The sequence below is a fragment of the Ruegeria sp. AD11(2025) genome (assembly GCF_056542405.1).
In genome coordinates, this window is the sequence record NZ_JBQFZU010000003.1 from 22612 (window position 1) to 37699 (window position 15088).

The following is a 15088-nucleotide window of genomic DNA, read 5'->3' on the forward strand; positions in this document are numbered from 1 at the left end:
GCTTAACCCGCCAGCACACGCGTTTCGACCAGCGGTGCATCTCTGAGGACAGGCTCAACCTCGCCCAGCCTGTCCTGATCCGGTGTACAAAGCACCGATGTCAGCACGATTAGTGCCGCAAGCAGGGCCATCTTCAAGTCTGCAATCCGTGTCATTTCTTCTCCTCGAACCCTCTTGTTTTGTAGTGTCTTAAATCTTGAACGCATGGCGCGCAGAATTCCGTCGAAAGATTTTTCCCGATTTTTGTGTTTTTCCGCTTGCAGCCTCGCGTGGGAATTTATACATCCCTCCTCACTCAACGGCGCGGGCGTAGCTCAGGGGTAGAGCATAACCTTGCCAAGGTTAGGGTCGGGCGTTCGAATCGCCTCGCCCGCTCCATTGAGAGGTCTTCGGACCAAATATGTATCTGATGCGGGCGTAGCTCAGGGGTAGAGCATAACCTTGCCAAGGTTAGGGTCGGGCGTTCGAATCGCCTCGCCCGCTCCAGATACCAAGTCTTCTGAACATTCTGGTTCTCCGCAAAGCATTGCGTCATTCTGGTTGCATTGAGCAATACAGGATTCACCCATGTCTGAATACGTTATCCGCCCCCTCACCGCTGACGAGTTGCAGCAGGCCGTAGACTGGGCTGGGCGCGAAGGGTGGAACCCAGGCCATCATGACACGGCGTGTTTCCACAGCACCGATACTAACGGATTTCTGGGAGGTTTCTTGGACGGCGAGATGATCGCCTCAATCTCGGTGGTACATTACGACGAAACGTTTGCTTTCCTTGGCTTTTACATCGTTCGCCCCGAGTTTCGTGGCGCTGGACATGGGTTGAAGCTGTGGCAGCGCGCTTTGTCTAACAGCACTGCGCTCAATGTCGGGTTGGATGGGGTCGTTGACCAACAGCACAATTATCGCAAATCGGGGTTTACCTTTGCCTACAACAATTTCCGTTTCACCGGGTCCGTGGCGGGTATCCAGCGGGTGTTGACGCCATCGGCTGGTACCGAAGCTCTGACCGCAGTTTCAAATGAGTTGACGGCGTATGACCGTCAGCTGTTCCCGTCCCCGCGCGACGCTTTCCTGCAGAGCTGGATCAGTGCGCCGAGCCATATTTCCCGCGTACATTGTGAGGACGGCCAAATAAAAGGCTATGCAACTCTGCGCCCGTGTCAGATCGGTTACAAGATCGGGCCGCTGTTCGCGGACCGCACGGACATAGCCGAATCCCTGCTCATCAGTCTGCTGCAAGCTTTACCAGACGAGCATGGCGGGCATGAGGTCTTCATCGACATGCCTCAGCCAAATGAAGCTGCTTTTGCACTGGCGACGAAGCTTGGGCTGGAGAAAGTATTTGAAACGGCCCGGATGTATTCAAGCCACCAACCGGAAATCGATCTGAACCGTATTTTTGGCGTGACGACGTTCGAACTGGGTTAAAACGCCTTGAACGTCATTGTGGTTAACGAACGTTCGATATTGGGAATCACCAGCAGGTTTTCGTTGATGAAATGGCCCACATCCTCGGTTTCGGGGATGTAGAGTTTCAGTAGCAGATCATATTCACCGCTGGTCGAATAGAGTTCGGAGTGAATTTCGCGCAGCGCGATCTCTTCGGCAACCTTGTAGGTGGTGCCGGGTTTGCAGCGGATTTGAATGAAAACGCAGGTGGACATGGGCCAGGCCTTTTTAGTTGAATTGCCTGCAGGCTTACACGCGCCGCGCCCACGTTCAATCCCCTGCAACAGATTGCGCCGAATGCGACGGGCGGGCTGGAAAAGCCTGCCCTTCCCCGTCTATAAGCGCGCTTGTAGCAAAAGGAATTCGCCCATGCGCAGCGCAAAGATCAGCCGTCAGACCGCCGAGACCGAAATCTCGGTCGAGGTCAACCTGGACGGCACCGGCCAGTACGACAACCAGACCGGTGTTGGCTTCTTTGACCATATGCTGGACCAGCTGGCGCGCCATTCGCTGATCGACATGACAATCCGCGCCAAAGGCGACTATCACATCGACGACCACCACACGGTCGAAGACACCGGTATCGCGCTGGGTCAGGCGCTGACGCAGGCATTGGGCGACAAGAAGGGCATCCGCCGCTATGGCGAGTGCCACCTGCCTATGGACGACGCACAAGTCCGCTGCGCGCTGGACCTGTCGGGCCGTCCGTTCCTGATCTGGAATGTTGACCTACCTACGCCCAAGATTGGCACGTTCGACACCGAGTTGGTGCGCGAGTTCTTTCAGGCGCTCAGCACACATGGCGGCATCACGCTGCATATCGATCAGTTGCACGGGTTCAACAGCCACCACATCGCCGAGGCCGCCTTCAAGGCCGTCGCCCGCGCCTTGCGGCTGGCGGTCGAAACCGATCCGCGCAAGGCCGATGCGATCCCGTCGACCAAGGGCGCGCTGTAAATGCTGACTGCCATTATTGACTACGAGAGCGGCAACCTGCACTCGGCCGAGAAGGCGTTTCAGCGCATGGCGCGCGAGGTGGACGCCGGCCAGGTTGTTGTGACCTCGGATGCGGATGTTGTTGCGCGGGCTGATCGGTTGGTTTTGCCCGGTGACGGCGCTTTTCCGGCCTGCGCCGCCGAGTTGCGCGGGCATAAGGGCATCTATGATGCGATGGTCGAGGCGGTCGAACAAAAAGGCCGCCCGTTTCTGGGCATCTGTGTCGGGATGCAACTGATGGCCTCAAAAGGCCACGAGTACGTCGAAACGGATGGTTTGGGCTGGGTCGCAGGTGATGTGGTACGGATCGAACCTTCGGACCGCGCGCTGAAAGTTCCGCATATGGGCTGGAACGATCTGGTTGTGGAAAGCGAGCATCCCGTGTTCAACGGGGTTAAATCGGGTGACCACACCTATTTCGTCCACTCCTACCATTTCCGCGTCAGAAATCCGGCGCAGCGGTTAGCTTATGTGGAATATGGTCAAGAGGTCACGGCCGTGATCGGCCGCGACACTATGGTTGGAATGCAGTTCCACCCCGAGAAAAGCCAGGATGTTGGCCTGCGTATGATCGGGAATTTCCTGACCTGGGCTCCGTAAAGGTTACTGAACGCGCGTCCAGGTCTGCCCACGGCAAACCAGACCACCCGCGACACAGCCTTTGACAGTCAGCTTGTTCTGGTTGTCGAGGGTCATTTTCGAGTTGTAGGTCTTGTCGCGATCCGGCGCCCAGATCTTGCCACTGTCATATTGGCCACCGCCCTCGGGCAGCATGTCCCAAATGATCTGTTTGCCGAGATTTTCATATTCCAGTTGCTGGTTGCCCTCGCCGTCAAACGCGCTGTCGATGGTCCCGCAAATCGCGCTGCCGCATTCTCCAATAGAAACGTGCAAATAGCCCCCGGTATCGCCCGGCTGGGTCTTCCACAGCCCATCAACCGGATCGGCGGCAAATGCAGAGGTCGCCAGCCCTGCCAATCCTGCTGCGAGTAGAAGTTTCTTCATCATATCCTCCCTGTTTTGCCGCCAGTCTGACGAGCCGCGCCAGCCGGGGCAAGAATGACTTAGCGTCGCGTTGCATCCCCTGCCCCGCCTGTGCGATATCCCGCGCGTGTAACATTGATATAGGGCCGCCGATCATGATCCTTTACCCCGCCATCGACCTCAAAGACGGCCAGGCCGTGCGCCTACTGCGCGGAGAAATGGACAAGGCAACCGTGTTCAACGAAGACCCGGCCGCACAGGCACGTGCCTTTGTCGAGGCTGGTTGCGAATGGCTGCACCTTGTGGACCTGAACGGCGCCTTCGCGGGTGAACCGGTCAACGCAGCCCCGGTCGAAGCCATTCTGAAGGCCTGTGATGTGCCTGCCCAGCTGGGCGGCGGCATTCGCGATATGGCAACCATCGAGACCTGGATCGGCAAAGGATTAGCCCGCGTGATTCTGGGCACGGTCGCAGTCGAAAACCCTGATCTGGTGCGCAACGCCGCGAGGGAGTTCCCCGGCAAGGTCGCGGTGGGTATCGACGCCCGCAATGGCATGGTCGCCACCAAAGGTTGGGCCGAGGAAACTGACGTGCAGGTCACCGATCTGGCTCGCAGTTTCGAAGACGCTGGCGTCGCCGCCATCATCTATACCGACATCAATCGCGACGGCGCGATGCAAGGACCGAACATCGAAGCCACCGCCGACTTGGCCCGCGCCGTGTCGATCCCGGTGATTGCTTCGGGCGGCGTCAGCTCACTGGACGACCTGATAGCGCTGCGCGATTGCGGTGTGGAACTGAACGGCGCAATTTCCGGCCGTGCGCTTTATGACGGCGCGATTGACCTGGAAGAAGCCTTGTCCACTCTGAGTAAATAGAGCCGCTCAGCAGCGGGTTACTGTATTTTCCATTTGTTCCTGGGCTGCCCGTCTTTGTACGGCTGCAGTTCCTTTTCGCTTATGCGAACGAATTGAAAGCACCCCACCCAATCGCCGGTCTCTTCACACCACATGTCGCCATCGACATACCATTTGCCTTCATACTTATTGCCACCAGAGTTACCGGCAAGCTTTCCCTTTTTGCGGCCTTTGCTGTAGGCCTGCGCCCATTGGGTTTTGTTATCCTGGTTCGAAATACCGTAAATCGTCGAGCCCGGAATGGTCGCCAAAATTTCTTTTTGTGTCATGAAGTCCTGGGCCTGCGCGACACCTGATACAGCCACAACAAACGCTCCAGCAATCCACATCATATGCAATGATAGTTTCATGGAAAACTCCTCCCTAAATTTCTGAAATGGGGGGAATTTACCATAATCCCGGCAATCAAACAAATTGCCGAGGGGAAGATGTGCCAGCAGTCAATGCTTCCGGCACATCCGTTTTTTGTTATTGCGCCGCGACTGCAGTCAACTTAGCCAACGCACCGCGCATCTTTTCAATGACGGGGGATTTTTCGACAGCGTCCAGCTCGTCCATGGTCTCTTTCGGGTCTTCATAAGCCAACCAGACTTGGCCGTTTTCATCTTCGTAGGCCTGCACTTTCAGCGGCAAAAAAAGTCCGGCACGCGGATCGAGCTGCATGGCGGGCGTGCCCAGCGCCGGGTTGCCGAAAATCAGAACCTGATTGGCCGGAATGGTCAGCCCGACCTTTTCGGCCCCCGCTGCGTGATCAATCCGAGCGAACACCGTCGCGCCCGCGTTGCCAACAGCCGCCTCAAGCGCATCCAACGCCTCGGACACGGATTTGTCGGTGTTCACCTTGACGATATCGTCTGCCATTGCTGTGACAGCTCCTCCAATTACGAAAGCGGTTGCCAAAAAGAGTTTACGCATCTCATTGATCTCCTGATGAATTTGGGGACAGTGTTCACAGGTTTGAGGGATGTGGCAATCACAAGTCCGGCATCGGCGGGGCTTTGCCGGTTGCGGGGAACACTTACCTGAAGACCATCCAAGCGCGCCTTTCGATCTCGAAACGTAAACAATTCCGCACAAACGCAGTGAATTTGCACTGATAAGCCGCAAAAAGGTCAAGATTCGCCAATACGGCTGGACCGCTAGCTTATGCCGGAGTTTCACCTTGTCTTTTTCGAACGCATCACAGCCAACGGCAAATTGGCACAGTTACGCTCCGGTCATCAGTTTTTGTGCGTCAATTTTCGTCAGCGCTAGCCTACTGTTCTTTGTTCAACCGCTGTTTGCCAAACTCGTATTGCCCAAAATCGGCGGCACCCCAGCAGTCTGGACCACCGCCATGCTGTTTTTTCAGCTGATGCTGATCCTGGGATACCTGTATGCCCACATGTTGACCCGCTGGTTAACCCTGCGCTGGCAACTTGTAACACATCTGGCCTTGTGGCTGGTGGCGCTTAGTTTTCTGCCTTTGGCCACGCAGGAAGGCTGGAGGTTCGAGGCCTCGCAATCCATCGCTCTGCAAACACTTTTGTTATTTGCGGCCGGCGTGGGAGTTCCATTTGCCGTTCTGTCTGCCAACGCGCCATTGCTGCAGGCCTGGTATTCGCGATCGGGTGGTCCGTCGGCCAATGATCCGTATTTCCTGTATGCGGCGAGCAATGTTGGATCGCTGATGGCCTTATTGTCTTTTCCGCTGCTTGCCGATCCCTTCTTTGGCGCGCGGGAAATCAGCCTGTTCTGGTCTATCGGATTTGTCGTTTTTGGCGTCCTTCTGGCACTCAGCGGCCTGATTGCATTGCGCGGACCTGCCGAAACGGCGAACCCGGAAGAACCCCGCAAGGTGGGTAAAGCGTTAAGCGCGAAAACGATTGCCTCGTGGGTGTTTATTGCCTTCATCCCCTCGTCCCTGATGCTGGCCACGACAACCAAGCTCAGCACCGACCTTGGCGCCATCCCACTGATCTGGGTCGTGCCGCTTGCGACCTACATCCTGACGTTCATTCTTGCTTTCGCAAAATGGCGCCGACATACTCTGGACGGCCTAAGGACTTCGGTTTTGCTTGTGATGGCGATCGGCATTGCAATGTTGTCCAAAATCGGTTCTTCGCAACAGCCTTTGGCCGCTATGCTGGTGTATATTCCGCTGCTGTTTTTGGTGGCCCTGTTCGCTCACAGGCTTCTCTATGAATTCCGACCACCGGCAGAACATCTCACAATATTCTACCTTGCACTGTCGGTCGGAGGTGCCTGCGGCGGGCTGTTCAACTCGATCATCGCGCCTGCGATGTTTAACCGGGAAATTGAGTTTGGCCTGACACTTCTTGCAGCAGGAGGTTTGTTTCTGCTTCAGGCTGGAACATTCAGTCTTCGCCATGCCCTGATCGGGGTTGCCGTTGCCGCCCCGATTTCAGTCGCGATCAGCGTATTGAACGAAGGACGCGCAGCGGATGCAAACGCCATCACTACGATCGTAACTGCCGCATTGGTCGCCATGGTATTGCTGACCTTCCGGAACGCACCGACCCGCGTTGCAACGGTGCTAGTAGTGTTCCTGGTGCCAACCGTGCTCCCAAAATACGAGATGCTCTACCGCGACCGAAGCTTTTTTGGAACCCATGCTGTTTTTGATAGCGGCGGTTTCCGTGTCTATCAGAACGGCACCACCATGCATGGCTGGCAAACGCCAACCGACCCCGGCACTCGACCAGTTGCTTCTTCGTATTACCACCCAAACGGGCCGATGGCGGAAGTCCTGACATCCGAATACGGTTTGAGCACTGATAGCGTTGGCATTGTCGGCCTCGGGACTGGTGCGCTGGCCTGCTACGGGCAACCCCATCAAACGTGGGAGTTCTTTGAGATCGATGAAACTGTCGATCGTATTGCCCGCAATCCGAACCTGTTCACGTATATGTCCGAATGCGCCCCGGATTCGGAAACTCATATGGGTGATGCGCGAGTCGTGCTGGAACACCAGAAGTTCGCGTTTGATATCTTGGTGCTCGACGCTTACAGCTCGGATGCAATTCCACTGCACCTGATTACACGCGAAGCGATCGAGACCTATCTAAGCCAGTTGAACCAGGGCGGCACTTTGGTCTTTCACATCTCGAACCAGTACTATGACCTTGCTCCGCAATTGGCGCGTTCCGCTGCAACGCTTGACCTGCATGCCGCGCTTCAGAAGTACAACGCCGACGAGCAGGCCAAAAGTCAGGGCGCGTCAGATACGCATGTCGTAATCCTGAGCCGTGACGAAAACCGCGTCGCAACGTTTGTCGACACCGGCAGGTGGACGAAGCTGACCACAGATGGTCGGGTTCCGTGGACAGACAACAAGGGTAACCTTCTGTCGGCACTAAGAATACTGACTCCGCATTAATGCAACGCCTCGCGGCGCGGCATCTTCAAAACTCTCAGGTCTGGCATCGGCAGAGCTTTGTCGGTAGAGGTGCGGCAACAAAGGACGCCGACATGCTGAAAACCCGCATCATTCCCTGTCTGGATGTCGCCGATGGCCGCGTGGTCAAGGGCGTGAATTTCGTTGGCCTGCGCGATGCAGGTGACCCGGTGGAATCGGCAAAGGCCTATGACGCCGCCGGCGCGGACGAAATCTGTTTTTTGGACATTCACGCCACCCATGAAAACCGCGGCACCATGTTCGATGTCGTCCAGCGCACGGCAGAACAGTGTTTTGTCCCCCTGACCGTGGGCGGCGGCGTTCGCACCAAGGATGACGTGCGTGCCCTGTTGCTGGCGGGCGCTGACAAGGTTAGCTTCAACTCGGCCGCGGTGGCGAACCCGGATGTGATCGCGGAATCGGCGGATCAGTTCGGCAGTCAGTGCATCGTCTGCGCCATCGACGCCAAGACCGTCAGCCCCGGAAAGTGGGAGATTTTCACCCATGGCGGTCGCAAACCCACCGGCATCGACGCGGTGGAATTCGCCAAGACCGTCGTTGCCAAAGGCGCCGGAGAAATCCTGTTAACGTCTATGGACCGCGACGGCACCAAGGCTGGGTTCAACCTGCCCCTGACTCGCGCTATCTCGGACGCGGTGGACGTGCCGGTGATCGCCTCAGGCGGCGTCGGCAATCTCGATCACCTTGTCGAAGGCGTGACCGAGGGCGGGGCCAGCGCGGTGCTTGCCGCCTCGATCTTCCATTTTGGTGAATACACCATCCGCGAGGCCAAGGAACACATGGCCGCCGCAGGCATCCCCATGAGGCTGACATGAGCACTCTGCACGATCTGGCCGCTACTATCGAGGCCCGCAAGGGCGCCGATCCCGATTCCAGCTGGACCGCCAAGCTGCTGGCCAAAGGCCCGGAGAAATGCGCCGAGAAATTCGGAGAAGAGGCCGTTGAAGCCATCATCGAAGCCGTCAAGAACGACAAAGCCGGGCTGACGGCTGAGGCTGCGGATGTGCTCTATCATCTGCTGGTAATGCTGGCCTCGCGGGACGTGGCGCTGGATGACGTGCTGGCCGAGTTGGCGCGGCGCCAGGGCACCAGCGGCATCGCTGAAAAAGCCGCCCGCCCCAAGGGCTAATCGGCGGGGTTTCGTCCCCCCGCCCTACCCATTATGATCGGGCCTCACGGTCCACAGATCGAAGGGCAAATAATGATCAGAGCTTTGGCCATTGTTCTGGCCCTTGTGACACTGGGCGCGTGTTCTGCCCCTCCGCCATCCACGGGGAACGAGGTGCAGCGGCTGGCGACCGAAATCCGCAGCCTAGGCCCGGATATCGACCCGGAAGAGGCCGACCGCGCCGCCCGTGTCGCCTATTCCTATACCGCGCAACTGGTGCAGGAATATGAAATCACCGACCCTCCTCTGGTCCATAACGCCAAGGTCAACAAGGGCCTGCGCCCGCGCGGGCTGTGCTGGCACTGGGCCGAAGATATCGAACGCCGGTTGAAGCAAGAGAACTTCCAGACGCTTGAGCTGCACCGCGCCATTGCCAATGCCGACAACCCATTCAGAATCGACCACAGCACCGCCATCATCAGCCGCAAGGGTGAGTCGATGTTTGAAGGCGTGGTGCTGGACCCATGGCGCTATGGCGGTGTGCTGTTCTGGTCGCCACTGATCGAAGACACGAAATACGAATGGGTGCCGCGCGACGTTGTCTTGGAAAAGCGCCGGGTGGAACAATACGGTGAATTGCTGCCCTATGTCGGCGGCTAGATTTTGGACGAGATTACACCGGTGGCGAACCCGCCCATGCGCAGCTCTCCAAACAGGCGCTGATATTCAATCTTAGGACAGCGGTTCATGATCACATCCACGCCGCGCGCCTGTGCTTTGGCGGCCGCATCTGCGTTCTTGACACCGATTTGCATCCAGACCGTGCGTAGGTTCGGGAAGGCGGCCAGCGCCTCATCGACGATTGGCGGTACGGCCTCGGACCGGCGGAAGATATCGACCATATCCACAGGCTCGGGTATCTCGGTCAATGAGGCCCGGACGGTCTGACCAAACAGCTCAGTCCCGGCATGGCCCGGGTTAACCGGAATGACCGTAAACCCCTTCAACGACAGATACCTCGCCACGTAATAACTGGGCCTGACCGGATTCATTGAAACGCCGACCACAGCAATCACCTTGGTGCGCTGTAGGATGTCTTTCAGAAACGCATCGGAATATTCGCTCATGCGGCCACCCTAATCTGGCTGCAAAAAAGAAAAAAGCGCCCAGGTCGAACCTGAGCGCCAGTTGTTGGAACGAGGGACAGTGAAATGACCCGCGGCAGTTCCGTTCCGCGGTCACTGTGACATTTAGGCATAAGTTTAGAGAAAAAAAGAGGGGGTGCGCATTTTTGTGATGACATATCACAAAAAGCGGACCGCCGCCTATTGCTCGTACAGGACAACGGGCCAGTGCGCCTCGGCCATGCGGATGTACTCGGCCGTCGCTTCGCGCCACATTTCCTCTATCTCAAGTGAGTGGGTCAGATACAAACGACCGTCGACCACCTGCCATGCCATCGGGTCTGTGCCGACCAGAATCCCCTTGGACATGGCATAGGCACAATACCCACCGAACTGAGGCGCAAAGGCGCGCGGATCACGTTCGAACGCTTCACGGTTTTCATCTGAGGCAAAGTGCCATTCCACCCCTTTCCACATGACTGCGTATTCCGGCTGACCCAGCACGGGTGCGTCGCTTTCAAAATAAGAAACCGGATCATACCCTGCGAGGGCCGCGCCATCGGCCTCATAGTATACGGGCATCTCTTGCGCCGTCGCGGCAGGAGCAATCAAAGCGGCGGCTATCACGCCAAAAAGGAAACGTCGGGTTAGCATAACGGTGTTAGGTCTTCAGACATCAGGGTCTCAAGATGCAATTTTTGCGGCCCAGTGGAACCCCATTTAACGGGGTTGTGATCGACTGTGTCGCCCAGACGTCATTTCAGTCGAAGATATCTTCGATGACGTCCCATGCTTCATCCAGAACACGTAAAAAGACACCATTCTTCTTTTTCTGTTTCTTTTTCTTGTTGTTACCGGCTGCGTTCATGGTGTCCCGTCTTGACTTGTTCTCGTTCAATTTGCGTTTTGGCACCATCTTTAGGTCATGCAACGGCGCACCGCAGCTTGAACAACTCAGCTCTTGACGTTGCTTTCCTTTCAGAACCAGCGCAGCGCGGGTTCCGCAATAGCAGCAGGTGGCGATTTTTGACGGGCTGGGAATGGGTCTCTCCTGTTTATCTGTGCCTTGAGGCATATAATGCGACTGCGGCAGCATTTGAGACGTTAAGCGAGCCAAATCCGCCAGCTGCGTCGATTTTCACCAGCCGGTCCACGGTTTCCTTGGTTTTCTGTCGCAATCCCGGCCCTTCGGCCCCCAGCACCAACGCAACAGGCTGGTCCAGCTTTCCGCCCAGAGCCGACTCGACAGTGTCGCCGGCTTCTCCATCCAGACCCAGCACCAAAAAGCCCATGTTCTGCAATTCCATGATCGCGTCCGCCAGATTGCGAACCCGCAGATAAGGTTGCCGTTCCAGCGCGCCGCTTGCCGTTTTGGCCAGCGCACCAGTTTCCGGAGCTGAATGGTGTCGCGTGCCGATCACCGCACTAGCTCCCAGAACCTCAGCCGAGCGCAGAATCGCCCCGACATTGTGCGGGTCGGTCACTCGATCCAGCAGAATCACGCGGGGGTGTTCGCGCCCAATACAGTTCTCGGCCAAACTGCCCCAGTCCAACGGCTTGACCTCCAGTGCGGCGCCCTGATGAACAGACCCCGGATCAATCGGCGCCGAGAACTTGCGCGGATCAACCATTTCGGACTCGATCCCCGCAAATTCAATCGCTTCGGCCAGTTTATCACGCGCATTTCGCGTCACGATCAGGCGCAGTTTCTGCCGCTTGTGGTTCATCAGCGCATCGCGAACTGCGTGCAGACCGAACAGCCAAACAGTTTCCGCAGCAGCCGCTTTGCGCGCCTGTTCCTTTTCAACGACCCACTTGGGTTTCTTCATTTCTTGGGCCTCCGGGCCGGGAATTCGGTTTCCTGCGTCAAAGCGGTATTTTCCTGTTGACGCTCCTTTGGTGCGCTAGTAATCACGCCTCCACGTCAGGTGCAACGCCTGACAGTGGGCGACAGGCCGCAAGGTGTGGCAGGGGACTGTAACTCCCTCGCGGAGACGCACGCCTGGTTCGATTCCAGGGTCGCCCACCATCTTCCTTAGATGATGACAAAGTGCAACGGGCCGCTAATTCGGCAGGCATTCCCATTCTGCGACCACCTGATTATCCCGTACTGCCAGCATGGTTCCGAACTGGTTCAGCACGGCCTCGCTTTGGGTCGGGCGCAGTATGGCGATATCTCCGGGCGCAACCATGGCCGCGCGTGGCCCTGTCCAGACCTCCTGATTGCTGGAGCGGCCAAAGATCGTGGAATAGTGAAACCCCTTGGGAAAGACGGGTTGTGCCAGAAAATGCCCGCCGAACACTGCGATATCCGTTTTGGTTCGCCTTAGAAAATCCAACCCGGGCAGAGAATTACCAGGCATCGCCTTGAGAATCGGCGTGGCGATGAACGCCGCAGGCTGAAACTCTTGCGTCGAAGTGTGGTCGAAATCGCCTGGCTTGACCAGAACCGATCCGACGGCAACTTCGGTCGCATCGCCGTCGGCCCCATAGGACTGAAAGGTCAGGCTGCCGCCGGTATTCAGGCACAGCCCTTTTCCGCCATTGGGCAAACCGGAAACAGCCTGCCGACAGGCAACTGCACTCATAAGGGTGGCGCGTTTTCTCAAAAACCCCGGCAGTTTGGCCAGATGTGCCTCATACCCCATCAGGCCCGACAGGCGCGCGTTGGGGCTGGCATCGATTTCCTGTGCGATATCCGCGATGTGTTCAGGTTGAAAACCTCCGCGGTGCAGACCGATATCCACCTCCAGCGACAACCGGAGGGCGGATTGTTTGTCCGTTGCAAGCGCCAGATAGTCCTGCAACCGTTCCGGCGTGTCGATCAGCCACTGAACGCGCGCCGCGGCGTCAGGGCACGCGGCTAGAACCCGAGCGGCCGAACTGACCGGAAGCGGTTTGCCGATCAGATGATCCGTCTTGGGCTCGGCTTGCAACAGCGCCAGCAGCATCGGCTCGGAAAAGGTCATCAGGCCCGAGGTGGAAATCCGCCCGCGGATGTGGTCGAGAAGTGGCAAACAGGGCAGAGACTTAGCGACCAGACGGCAGTCCAACACGGCATCCGTACCTCTGACGGCAAGTGTACAATTCGTCTCCAGCCGATCCAGATCGACCACCGTGACCGGTTTGTCGACACCATACGCGCGCAACGTGTCGGACAGATCCTTCAGATACTCAGTCATGGCCGAAACAGTTTGGTCAAAGCGGGTGTCAGGAATTTGCCGCCGGTATCGAATTGTTCCCGCAACGCGCAGAAGCGGTCGAAATCCGGGTAAATACCTGACAGCTCCTTGTAGGTCAGACTGTGTATCTTTCCCCAGTGCGGACGTCCGCCTGCCTCGACAAACAAAGGCTCCAGCGCGTCGAAGTATCGGCGATGGCCTTCATTCGCATCCGTGTGCACGGCAATCGATATCCGAGGACCGCCCTGGAACGGAGACAGCCAGGCCGTGTCGCCCGCAGTCTGGCGCACCTCGATCGGGAAGTAGATATCCTTGTGATCGCGATGCAGACGAGTGATGACTTCTTTCATCACGTCTCCGGCCACGTCGGGCGGTAAGTGGTACTCCATCTCGTTGAACCGAACATGCCGGTCGCTGCACAGTACTCGCCAACTTTCACCGACATAATCTTCGTTCGAGTGGGCCAAGATCAGCAACTTCAGCAGCATACTGCGCAACCCGCCACTAAGCCGGCCTGCGTTGCGCGCGAGCTTCAGCACCTTGACGGCGATCATGTCCAGATCACGCGGCGCCGCCTCCTCGGGCGCGTCAGTCAGGTCGTGACGGATTTCGACCGCCTTGCCAGTGAAGGGAATGTAGAAGAACTCGAAATTCCGGTTCTGCGCCCAGTTTTGGTGCATGTCGGCGAGACTATCCTGCAAATCGGCCAATCGCACCCGGCGGCGCAGGTTGTATTTTGGCACGACCGAGATTTGCGCTTCGGTCAGCACGCCCAGCATCCCAAGCGTGACTTGCGCCATCTCAAGCGGTATGTCGTCGGTGGACAGGATATCTCCGCCCGCGCTGACCAGTTTCGCGGCGGTGATTTCGGCGGCAAGACACGGCAGCGTCCGCCCGGTGCCATGTGTCGCGGTCGAGGCCGCCCCGGCCAAAGATTGTGCGTTGATATCGCCGAGGTTGCGAAAAGCCAGCCCCCGCGCGGCCAGCTCCGGTGACAGATCCCGCAGCCGTGAATTTGCGTTGACCCAAATCCGGTCACCGTCCCGGTCGCCCAGCGTCGGTAGATCCAGTTCAGACAGGTCCAGAACCCGGTTCCCGCCCGCAACGATCGGCGTGAATGAATGCCCTGACCCCACAACGCGCAGGCTGGGTGTTTCCGCTATTGCCTGCCGCAATTCGGCAATCGAGACAGGGCGTCTGACCGCTGTTTCGGCTCTCTGGTTTCCGGCCCAGTTGGTCCACATGTGCTGCCTCCTCCGCGGTCAGAGGATTGCAGCACATGAATGTTGAAACAAGTCAGGTTTACAGTGCGTTACCCAACGAAACTTACGTCAGGCCGCAGCCGCGCGTTGCGCTGTGACACGGTCAAACCATTCAGTAACGGCCTCGACGCTTGGCTCAATTTGTTCAGCCGCGTCGCCGGTGAACTCCTGGAACTTTTCAGTGTTCAGACCGTTCACGCCGACCAAAACCGGGATATCCTGCGCCAGCGCCTCGGCGATCACCGGGCGGAAACCGCGCCCATCAGCCTCGTGCTTGCCGAACTTGTTGATGATCAGCAGTTGCGGCGCGTCTTCAAGCGAGTTGGTGACATATCCCACCGCCTGTTCCAGCGCCGCCGGGTCCAACCGGCAGCCGCGCGCGTGTTCACCCAAGGACTGCGAGATTCGTATGACCTCTCCGTCCGGCAGGACACGTACGTCCATGTCGCATTTGCTGCTGTCCGCGCATTCGCTGTTGGTTTGAACCACACCGGCAAGATGGGCACCCTTGGCCTGCAGATGCTCGGCAACGGCGCTCAGCAGGCGGTCGGTGGCGCCGCGTTCGGTGGTGGTGACATAGGCCAGGTACATTGAAAGACCCTCGAATTAAAACTGTGACATTCCAGATAGCACGCATGACCCTGCCCG

General features: G+C 57.7%; 20 protein-coding genes and 3 tRNA genes. 11 read left to right on the forward strand and 12 right to left on the reverse strand.

Translation table 11 applies throughout. The annotated features are described in order from the left end of the window. Positions 1-2: 2 nt before the first annotated feature. Positions 3-155: a hypothetical protein gene (locus ACR1XY_RS03485; protein WP_480589919.1), complete on the reverse strand. Its 153-nt coding sequence runs from the start codon at positions 153-155 to the stop codon at positions 3-5. A gap of 148 nt (positions 156-303) precedes the next feature. On the opposite strand from ACR1XY_RS03485, the gene ACR1XY_RS03490 reads away from it, so the two are divergent. The 3 genes from ACR1XY_RS03490 (at position 304) to ACR1XY_RS03500 (ending at position 1428) form a co-directional block, all read left to right on the forward strand. Beyond that, a tRNA-Gly gene (locus ACR1XY_RS03490) sits at positions 304-378 on the forward strand. A 33-nt stretch (positions 379-411) separates the two neighbouring features. Then, a tRNA-Gly gene (locus tag ACR1XY_RS03495) sits at positions 412-486 on the forward strand. A gap of 81 nt (positions 487-567) precedes the next feature. Beyond that, positions 568-1428, forward strand: a complete 861-nt coding sequence (locus ACR1XY_RS03500) for a GNAT family N-acetyltransferase (RefSeq protein ID WP_480589922.1) — start codon at positions 568-570, stop codon at positions 1426-1428. On the opposite strand, the gene ACR1XY_RS03505 is transcribed toward ACR1XY_RS03500, so the two are convergent. Then, positions 1425-1664 carry an Lrp/AsnC family transcriptional regulator gene (locus ACR1XY_RS03505; RefSeq protein WP_170325761.1) on the reverse strand — a complete coding sequence of 80 codons (240 nt, stop codon included), beginning with the start codon at positions 1662-1664 and terminating at the stop codon, positions 1425-1427. The two genes, ACR1XY_RS03500 and ACR1XY_RS03505, sit on opposite strands and share 4 nt — an antisense overlap. Positions 1665-1818: 154 nt before the next feature. Here ACR1XY_RS03505 and hisB point away from each other — a divergent pair, with 154 nt between their 5' ends. Together hisB and hisH are read left to right on the forward strand one after the other, a co-directional pair. Continuing rightward, the gene (gene hisB, locus ACR1XY_RS03510; protein ID WP_480589924.1) at positions 1819-2406 is read left to right on the forward strand and encodes an imidazoleglycerol-phosphate dehydratase HisB; all 588 of its coding nucleotides are present in this window, start codon (positions 1819-1821) and stop codon (positions 2404-2406) included. After that, on the forward strand, positions 2407-3045 hold the full coding sequence (gene hisH / locus ACR1XY_RS03515) for an imidazole glycerol phosphate synthase subunit HisH (protein ID WP_480589926.1): 639 nt from the start codon (positions 2407-2409) through the stop codon (positions 3043-3045). Between the two features lie 3 nt (positions 3046-3048). Here the strand turns inward: hisH and ACR1XY_RS03520 are convergent, their stop codons facing one another. Beyond that, positions 3049-3450, reverse strand: coding sequence for a DUF2147 domain-containing protein (locus ACR1XY_RS03520; RefSeq protein WP_480589929.1), 402 nt, complete (start codon positions 3448-3450; stop codon positions 3049-3051). Between the two features lie 134 nt (positions 3451-3584). Between ACR1XY_RS03520 and hisA the strand changes: the two genes are divergently transcribed. Continuing rightward, positions 3585-4307 carry a 1-(5-phosphoribosyl)-5-[(5-phosphoribosylamino)methylideneamino]imidazole-4-carboxamide isomerase gene (gene hisA, locus ACR1XY_RS03525; protein ID WP_480589932.1) on the forward strand — a complete coding sequence of 241 codons (723 nt, stop codon included), beginning with the start codon at positions 3585-3587 and terminating at the stop codon, positions 4305-4307. A gap of 17 nt (positions 4308-4324) precedes the next feature. On the opposite strand, the gene ACR1XY_RS03530 is transcribed toward hisA, so the two are convergent. Continuing rightward, positions 4325-4696: a hypothetical protein gene (locus ACR1XY_RS03530; protein WP_480589935.1), complete on the reverse strand. Its 372-nt coding sequence runs from the start codon at positions 4694-4696 to the stop codon at positions 4325-4327. A gap of 118 nt (positions 4697-4814) precedes the next feature. After that, positions 4815-5207 carry a DUF302 domain-containing protein gene (locus ACR1XY_RS03535; RefSeq protein WP_480589937.1) on the reverse strand — a complete coding sequence of 131 codons (393 nt, stop codon included), beginning with the start codon at positions 5205-5207 and terminating at the stop codon, positions 4815-4817. A 475-nt stretch (positions 5208-5682) separates the two neighbouring features. On the opposite strand from ACR1XY_RS03535, the gene ACR1XY_RS03540 reads away from it, so the two are divergent. The 4 genes from ACR1XY_RS03540 (at position 5683) to ACR1XY_RS03555 (ending at position 9532) form a co-directional block, all read left to right on the forward strand. Continuing rightward, a complete protein-coding gene (locus tag ACR1XY_RS03540; RefSeq protein ID WP_480589940.1) occupies positions 5683-7725 on the forward strand; it encodes a fused MFS/spermidine synthase in 2043 nt (680 codons plus the stop codon). 92 nt (positions 7726-7817) lie between these two features. Continuing rightward, positions 7818-8579 (forward strand): imidazole glycerol phosphate synthase subunit HisF, encoded by a 762-nt coding sequence (gene hisF / locus ACR1XY_RS03545; protein ID WP_117872606.1) that lies wholly within the window; start codon positions 7818-7820, stop codon positions 8577-8579. Beyond that, positions 8576-8893 (forward strand): phosphoribosyl-ATP diphosphatase, encoded by a 318-nt coding sequence (locus tag ACR1XY_RS03550; RefSeq protein ID WP_480589943.1) that lies wholly within the window; start codon positions 8576-8578, stop codon positions 8891-8893. The genes hisF and ACR1XY_RS03550 overlap by 4 nt, the downstream gene beginning before the upstream one ends. A 72-nt stretch (positions 8894-8965) precedes the next feature. Next, entirely contained in the window at positions 8966-9532 is a 567-nt protein-coding gene (locus tag ACR1XY_RS03555) for a hypothetical protein (protein ID WP_480589946.1), read from the forward strand. On the opposite strand, the gene ACR1XY_RS03560 is transcribed toward ACR1XY_RS03555, so the two are convergent. The 4 genes from ACR1XY_RS03560 to rlmB form a co-directional block, all read right to left on the reverse strand. Then, positions 9529-9999: a CoA-binding protein gene (locus tag ACR1XY_RS03560; RefSeq protein WP_480589948.1), complete on the reverse strand. Its 471-nt coding sequence runs from the start codon at positions 9997-9999 to the stop codon at positions 9529-9531. The genes ACR1XY_RS03555 and ACR1XY_RS03560 overlap by 4 nt on opposite strands. Before the next feature lie 198 nt (positions 10000-10197). Beyond that, positions 10198-10578 carry a YHS domain-containing (seleno)protein gene (locus ACR1XY_RS03565; RefSeq protein ID WP_480589950.1) on the reverse strand — a complete coding sequence of 127 codons (381 nt, stop codon included), beginning with the start codon at positions 10576-10578 and terminating at the stop codon, positions 10198-10200. A gap of 178 nt (positions 10579-10756) precedes the next feature. Further along, the gene (locus ACR1XY_RS03570) at positions 10757-11071 is read right to left on the reverse strand and encodes a hypothetical protein (RefSeq protein WP_480589952.1); all 315 of its coding nucleotides are present in this window, start codon (positions 11069-11071) and stop codon (positions 10757-10759) included. Next, positions 11052-11825: a 23S rRNA (guanosine(2251)-2'-O)-methyltransferase RlmB gene (gene rlmB, locus ACR1XY_RS03575; protein ID WP_480589954.1), complete on the reverse strand. Its 774-nt coding sequence runs from the start codon at positions 11823-11825 to the stop codon at positions 11052-11054. The genes ACR1XY_RS03570 and rlmB overlap by 20 nt, the downstream gene beginning before the upstream one ends. Positions 11826-11941: 116 nt before the next feature. On the opposite strand from rlmB, the gene ACR1XY_RS03580 reads away from it, so the two are divergent. Further along, positions 11942-12025: transfer RNA gene (locus tag ACR1XY_RS03580), tRNA-Tyr, on the forward strand. Between the two features lie 34 nt (positions 12026-12059). Here ACR1XY_RS03580 and ACR1XY_RS03585 read toward each other — a convergent pair. From ACR1XY_RS03585 to ACR1XY_RS03595, 3 genes are all read right to left on the reverse strand, one after another. Further along, positions 12060-13178 carry an alanine racemase gene (locus tag ACR1XY_RS03585; protein WP_480589956.1) on the reverse strand — a complete coding sequence of 373 codons (1119 nt, stop codon included), beginning with the start codon at positions 13176-13178 and terminating at the stop codon, positions 12060-12062. Continuing rightward, positions 13175-14422, reverse strand: coding sequence for a D-arabinono-1,4-lactone oxidase (locus tag ACR1XY_RS03590; protein ID WP_480589958.1), 1248 nt, complete (start codon positions 14420-14422; stop codon positions 13175-13177). The genes ACR1XY_RS03585 and ACR1XY_RS03590 overlap by 4 nt, the downstream gene beginning before the upstream one ends. A gap of 87 nt (positions 14423-14509) precedes the next feature. Then, positions 14510-15031 carry a DUF2478 domain-containing protein gene (locus tag ACR1XY_RS03595; protein ID WP_480589960.1) on the reverse strand — a complete coding sequence of 174 codons (522 nt, stop codon included), beginning with the start codon at positions 15029-15031 and terminating at the stop codon, positions 14510-14512. Positions 15032-15088 lie beyond the last annotated feature (57 nt).

What these genes read in the sequence shown, in the direction of transcription:
- ACR1XY_RS03535 (WP_480589937.1), bottom strand. Translation starts at nt 5,207, where the DNA reads ATGGCAGACGATATCGTCAAGGTGAACACCGACAAATCCGTGTCCGAG.
- ACR1XY_RS03590 (WP_480589958.1), bottom strand. Translation starts at nt 14,422, where the DNA reads ATGTGGACCAACTGGGCCGGAAACCAGAGAGCCGAAACAGCGGTCAGA.
- ACR1XY_RS03550 (WP_480589943.1), top strand. Translation starts at nt 8,576, where the DNA reads ATGAGCACTCTGCACGATCTGGCCGCTACTATCGAGGCCCGCAAGGGC.
- hisH (WP_480589926.1), top strand. Translation starts at nt 2,407, where the DNA reads ATGCTGACTGCCATTATTGACTACGAGAGCGGCAACCTGCACTCGGCC.
- rlmB (WP_480589954.1), bottom strand. Translation starts at nt 11,825, where the DNA reads ATGAAGAAACCCAAGTGGGTCGTTGAAAAGGAACAGGCGCGCAAAGCG.
- ACR1XY_RS03555 (WP_480589946.1), top strand. Translation starts at nt 8,966, where the DNA reads ATGATCAGAGCTTTGGCCATTGTTCTGGCCCTTGTGACACTGGGCGCG.
- hisA (WP_480589932.1), top strand. Translation starts at nt 3,585, where the DNA reads ATGATCCTTTACCCCGCCATCGACCTCAAAGACGGCCAGGCCGTGCGC.
- ACR1XY_RS03595 (WP_480589960.1), bottom strand. Translation starts at nt 15,031, where the DNA reads ATGTACCTGGCCTATGTCACCACCACCGAACGCGGCGCCACCGACCGC.
- ACR1XY_RS03530 (WP_480589935.1), bottom strand. Translation starts at nt 4,696, where the DNA reads ATGAAACTATCATTGCATATGATGTGGATTGCTGGAGCGTTTGTTGTG.
- hisB (WP_480589924.1), top strand. Translation starts at nt 1,819, where the DNA reads ATGCGCAGCGCAAAGATCAGCCGTCAGACCGCCGAGACCGAAATCTCG.
- ACR1XY_RS03520 (WP_480589929.1), bottom strand. Translation starts at nt 3,450, where the DNA reads ATGAAGAAACTTCTACTCGCAGCAGGATTGGCAGGGCTGGCGACCTCT.
- ACR1XY_RS03565 (WP_480589950.1), bottom strand. Translation starts at nt 10,578, where the DNA reads ATGCCCGTATACTATGAGGCCGATGGCGCGGCCCTCGCAGGGTATGAT.
- ACR1XY_RS03505 (WP_170325761.1), bottom strand. Translation starts at nt 1,664, where the DNA reads ATGTCCACCTGCGTTTTCATTCAAATCCGCTGCAAACCCGGCACCACC.
- ACR1XY_RS03560 (WP_480589948.1), bottom strand. Translation starts at nt 9,999, where the DNA reads ATGAGCGAATATTCCGATGCGTTTCTGAAAGACATCCTACAGCGCACC.
- ACR1XY_RS03485 (WP_480589919.1), bottom strand. Translation starts at nt 155, where the DNA reads ATGACACGGATTGCAGACTTGAAGATGGCCCTGCTTGCGGCACTAATC.
- ACR1XY_RS03570 (WP_480589952.1), bottom strand. Translation starts at nt 11,071, where the DNA reads ATGCCTCAAGGCACAGATAAACAGGAGAGACCCATTCCCAGCCCGTCA.
- hisF (WP_117872606.1), top strand. Translation starts at nt 7,818, where the DNA reads ATGCTGAAAACCCGCATCATTCCCTGTCTGGATGTCGCCGATGGCCGC.
- ACR1XY_RS03500 (WP_480589922.1), top strand. Translation starts at nt 568, where the DNA reads ATGTCTGAATACGTTATCCGCCCCCTCACCGCTGACGAGTTGCAGCAG.
- ACR1XY_RS03585 (WP_480589956.1), bottom strand. Translation starts at nt 13,178, where the DNA reads ATGACTGAGTATCTGAAGGATCTGTCCGACACGTTGCGCGCGTATGGT.
- ACR1XY_RS03540 (WP_480589940.1), top strand. Translation starts at nt 5,683, where the DNA reads ATGCTGTTTTTTCAGCTGATGCTGATCCTGGGATACCTGTATGCCCAC.